Raw genomic sequence first — 4,773 nt, 5'->3', positions numbered from 1 at the left:
TTAAAATAGTATAATTTTATTAATTTGTATAGTAATCTTTCCTAAAAATAAAAAGTTAGAATATAATAGAGTTATAATAAATACTCATAACTACATAAATGAAAATTACGGCTATAATCATTTTATACAATGAAAATATTAAAAATTCTAAAACTTTCGAATCATTATTAAATTCAGATAGAAGTGATATTACTTTAAATGTAATTATATGGAATAATGGCCCAAAAGCACTTAACTTACAAGAATGTAGACAATATAAATCCATTTGTGACAGTAAGAACATTAACCTTTCTATCTATGAGAATCTTTACAATATTGCTTTAAGTAAAATCTATAATTTTTTTATCAACCAAGTAAGTTTTGATTTTTTCACTATTTTGGATCAAGACTCGATATTGAATAATGATTTTTTCCAAAATATTAAGATAAATAATGATTTTGATGTCATTGTTCCTCAAGTTTATTCTGCTGGATGGGTTTCAAAAGAAAACTCATTATGTTTTCCAATATATCATGAAAATCGGAAACTTTTTGATAAAAAAGTTTTTGCAATGGGAGAAATTGAGTCTATCTCATCTGGATTAACTCTATCTAATCAATTAATAAAGTACATAAGTAAAAGCAAACAAGAGTTTTTTAACGAACGTTACGCGCTTTATGCTATAGATACCAGTTTTTTCCTTGATTTGATAGAATTAAAACAAACCGAATTTAAAGGAATATGTGTAGGGAAAATTAGCCATTCTTTAGATTTTAATTTACAAGATCGAAAAAAAATAAGCCCTATGAGAAGACTAGAAATGGAATATTCAAAAGTATTAAACAAAATTTTTTATGATAAAAAAAGTCGTTTAAATGTCTTTTTGTACCTACTTAGAAAATTTACAAGAAGAGAGTATTCATGCTCAGAATTTCTCAAATTAGCTAAATGTCTTTTTAGGAAAAAACACCCTCGTTCTTGTATACCTCTAACAATGAATCAATTACTCTAAATAGATGCAAGGAATCACATCCATTAATGCTTTGTTCCAATCAGATGCTTTTATATCTAACTGTTTTATTTTATCCATATTTAAAACAGAGTATAATGGTCTTTTAGCCTTAGTTGGATATGCTGAGGTTAAAATTGGCTTTATTGTTACGTTGCTATTAGTCATAAAATTCAATTCATGAGCTGTTGCAAATATCTTAGATGCGAACTGGAACCAACTTACGTACTCATCACCACAATAATGATATATACCACCTTGAATATCATTCATTAGCATTTCTAAAATCGTTTTAGCAATATCACCAGCATAAGTTGGACATCCTAACTGATCATCAATAATGGTTAATTCAGGTCTAGTTTGACTAAGCTTTAACATCGTTTTGACAAAATTATTGCCATATTCACTAAAAACCCAAGAGGTTCTAATTACAATTGTAGAGGAATAATTGTCTAAGACAGATAATTCACCAGCTCGTTTAGTCTCACCATAGACATTAACCGGATTGGTTAAATCATCCTCTAAATAAGGAGAACGTTTAGTCCCATCGAAAACATAATCGGTCGAAACATGAACTAGTTTTGCATGATATTTTTTAGCAGCTGTTGCTAAATTCTTAGGACCGACAGCATTAACTTTATAAGCTAATTCATATTCATCTTCCGCTTTATCCACTGCTGTATATGCTGCGGCATTTACAATGGCATCAGGCCTATGCAAGGCAACAAAATCATCAACAACTAAACCATCAGTTATATCTAATTGCTGGCTGTCAGTGGCAAGTAATTGCCAATCTGAAGGAAAGATATCTTTAAAACAATGTCCTAATTGACCATTAGCACCAGTTAACAAAACTTTCATCAATTAACTATAACTCCTGTAATGTTTTGCCTAACTTATCTTTTGTCGATAGTAATGGGTTTGAAATCGGCCAACTAATATTTACTGTTGGATCGTTCCACAACAAACACCCTTCTGACTTAGGATCATAATAGTTAGTACATTTATATTCAAAGTCAGCAATATCTGACAGTACAGCAAAACCATGAGCAAGTCCAGGAGGTATCCACAATTGTGTTTTATTATGTTCAGTTAAGGTAACGCCAACCCACTTTCCATAAGTTGGGGAATCTTTACGAATATCGACAGCCACATCAAAAACTTCACCTCTAACAACTCGAACTAGTTTGCCTTGAGGATTTTTTTTTTGAAAATGTAATCCCCTTAACACATTTTTTTGTGAGCGAGAATGGTTATCTTGAACAAAATTAAGTTTTATACCTAACATTTCTTGATACCGTTTTTGTTCGAAAGTTTCAAGAAAAAAGCCTCGTTCATCACCAAACACTTTCGGTTTTATAATTTTTACATCCACAATATTCGTTGAAATAACTTCCATTTGCCACCTATTTTATTGTTCTATCAATCTTGCCAAATATTGCCCATATAATGTTTTACCTGAACTAATGGCTTCTTCTTTCACCTGTTCAGCACTGAGCCAGTCATTACGATAAGCAATCTCTTCAAGGCAGGCAACTTTGAGCCCTTGCCTTTTTTCTATTACTTGGACAAACGATGATGCTTCAAGTAAACTGTCATGTGTACCAGTGTCGAGCCAAGCAAAACCGCGTCCTAGGATTTCAACATTTAACAGTCCTGCATCCAAATACATCTGATTAAGAGTTGTAATTTCTAGCTCACCACGATGAGATGGCTTAACTTGTTTTGCCATTTCAACCACATTTTCATCATAAAAATAAAGACCAGTTACTGCCCAGTTCGATTTTGGATTGGCTGGTTTTTCCTCAATGGATAACGCTTTAAAATTTTCGTCAAAATCAACAACGCCAAATCGTTCTGGATCTACTACCTGATATCCAAAAATAGTTGCACCATTTTCTTGAGCTACAACTTTTTCCAATTTTCTACCAAAACTTTCACCAAAAAATAAGTTATCACCTAAGATTAAAGCACAACGCTGTTTTTGAATGAACTCTTCACCAATTAAAAAAGCTTGCGCCAAACCTTCTGGTTTAGGTTGCTGTGCATAACTAAGTTTAATACCAAAACGAGAACCATCACCTAATAATCGTTGAAACATAGGTAAATCATCAGGAGTGGTAATAATTAAAATATCGCGAATACCAGCAAGCATAAGTACAGACAAAGGATAATAAATCATAGGTTTATCATAGACAGGCAATAACTGTTTTGAAATACCTCGAGTTATGGGATAAAGACGGGTTCCTGACCCACCAGCTAATACAATACCTTTCATAAAATTACCTATATTAAATAATTCCTTGTCGTGATCTTGCATATGAGCCATCTTTAATATGATCACACCATTGTTTGTTTTGTAGATACCACTCTACTGTTTTGCGCATTCCTGTTTGAAATGTCTCTTGTGGTTTCCAACCCAAATCTTGATAAATCTTTGATGCATCAATAGCATAACGTTGATCATGACCTGGGCGATCAGTAACATAAGTAATCAGATCTTTATAACACTTAACACCATCTGGCTTATTTGGAACGAGTTCTTCAAGTAATTCACAAATAATATTTACAACATCAATATTTTTTTGTTCATTGTGCCCACCGATATTATAAGTCTCACCTACTTTTGCTTTAGTAGCAACAAGATAAAGTGCTCTTGCATGATCTTCGACATATAACCAATCTCTAATTTGTTGACCATTACCATATACTGGCAACGGCTTACCTTCAAGAGCATTAAGTATTATTAATGGGATTAGTTTTTCTGGAAAATGGTATGGACCATAGTTATTTGAGCAGTTAGTAATAACTGTAGGTAAACCAAAGGTTCTATGCCACGCACGGATTAAATGATCACTTGAAGCTTTCGATGCCGAATATGGGCTACTTGGTGAATAAGGTGTTTTTTCAGTAAATAAATCATTCGTTCCATGCAGATCACCATACACTTCATCAGTTGAAATATGATGCAAACGAAATGTAGATTGTTTGGTTGTGTCTAGTGTTTTCCAATAGGCTAAAGATGCTTCTAATAAAGTATAAGTACCTATTATATTGGTCTCTATAAATGTAGAAGGATTATCAATAGAACGGTCAACATGACTTTCAGCAGCTAAGTGCATAATAACATCAGGGCAAAAGCCAGCCATAACAACATTAAGTTCCTTCCTATCACAAATATCGATTTGTTTGAAATGATATCGTTTGTTTTCTGATACGCTATCTAATGATTCCAGATTCCCAGCATAAGTTAATTTATCAATAACCAATACTTCATCATTAGTCTGTTCAATAATATGTCTCACAACAGCAGAACCAATAAAACCAGCTCCTCCTGTAACAATCACTTTCATTAATTAATCCTCTAAAATCTTATGCACGGAATAATAATAACAAAGCCAATAAATAGCAATATTTAGAATTAGGTATTAATCATTACATTTTCAAAAATGTTCTGAATTTCTCATCATTTTGCAAAAATTGTATTCGTAATTCTTTATATGTTATATTGTTACGATATTTTTACCGCTTAGTTTGTTCAAGATCAACATGAGAATAAATGTATTAACTGTGCTTTATAATTGCACTTTATCTGATTCTGCAACGTTAAAATCAATATTACAAGCAAATTTGGAATCCACTAAACTAAATATGATTATTTGGAATAATGGACCAACTTTACTTAAAGAACAAGATATTAATAATTATCTAAAATCAAACCAAAAAAACGGAATAACAACATCAATTTACCAAGATGTTCGAAACATATCATTAAGTAAAATTT

General features: G+C 31.9%; 5 protein-coding genes and 1 pseudogene. 2 read left to right on the top strand and 4 right to left on the bottom strand.

Annotated elements, in window-relative coordinates:
• Positions 1-98: 98 nt before the first annotated feature.
• A complete protein-coding gene (locus A9G44_RS07940) occupies positions 99-992 on the top strand; it encodes a glycosyltransferase family 2 protein (RefSeq protein ID WP_065610264.1) in 894 nt (297 codons plus the stop codon).
• Here A9G44_RS07940 and rfbD read toward each other — a convergent pair.
• The 4 genes from rfbD to rfbB are packed head-to-tail and all read right to left on the bottom strand — an operon-like array spanning position 984 to position 4,342.
• Positions 984-1,850 (bottom strand): dTDP-4-dehydrorhamnose reductase, encoded by an 867-nt coding sequence (gene rfbD / locus A9G44_RS07935; RefSeq protein WP_065610262.1) that lies wholly within the window; start codon positions 1,848-1,850, stop codon positions 984-986. The two genes, A9G44_RS07940 and rfbD, sit on opposite strands and share 9 nt — an antisense overlap.
• A 7-nt stretch (positions 1,851-1,857) precedes the next feature.
• Positions 1,858-2,388, bottom strand: a complete 531-nt coding sequence (gene rfbC / locus A9G44_RS07930) for a dTDP-4-dehydrorhamnose 3,5-epimerase (RefSeq protein ID WP_065610260.1) — start codon at positions 2,386-2,388, stop codon at positions 1,858-1,860.
• A 12-nt stretch (positions 2,389-2,400) separates the two neighbouring features.
• Complete coding sequence (gene rfbA / locus A9G44_RS07925; protein WP_065610266.1) at positions 2,401-3,267, bottom strand: glucose-1-phosphate thymidylyltransferase RfbA; 867 nt, start codon at positions 3,265-3,267, stop codon at positions 2,401-2,403.
• Between the two features lie 13 nt (positions 3,268-3,280).
• Positions 3,281-4,342 (bottom strand): dTDP-glucose 4,6-dehydratase, encoded by a 1,062-nt coding sequence (gene rfbB / locus A9G44_RS07920; protein ID WP_065610258.1) that lies wholly within the window; start codon positions 4,340-4,342, stop codon positions 3,281-3,283.
• Between the two features lie 196 nt (positions 4,343-4,538).
• Between rfbB and A9G44_RS07915 the strand changes: the two are divergent.
• Positions 4,539-4,773 (top strand): annotated as a pseudogene (locus A9G44_RS07915) (glycosyl transferase); the annotation flags it as partial.

The organism is Gilliamella sp. Occ4-3 (assembly GCF_001690675.1).
Classification (GTDB): domain Bacteria; phylum Pseudomonadota; class Gammaproteobacteria; order Enterobacterales; family Orbaceae; genus Gilliamella; species Gilliamella bombi.
This window is presented reverse-complemented; position numbering and strand designations above follow the sequence as displayed.

Coding starts and splice junctions, on each gene's coding strand:
- rfbD (WP_065610262.1), bottom strand. CDS start 1,850: ATGAAAGTTTTGTTAACTGGTGCTAATGGTCAATTAGGACATTGTTTT.
- A9G44_RS07940 (WP_065610264.1), top strand. CDS start 99: ATGAAAATTACGGCTATAATCATTTTATACAATGAAAATATTAAAAAT.
- rfbC (WP_065610260.1), bottom strand. CDS start 2,388: ATGGAAGTTATTTCAACGAATATTGTGGATGTAAAAATTATAAAACCG.
- rfbA (WP_065610266.1), bottom strand. CDS start 3,267: ATGAAAGGTATTGTATTAGCTGGTGGGTCAGGAACCCGTCTTTATCCC.
- rfbB (WP_065610258.1), bottom strand. CDS start 4,342: ATGAAAGTGATTGTTACAGGAGGAGCTGGTTTTATTGGTTCTGCTGTT.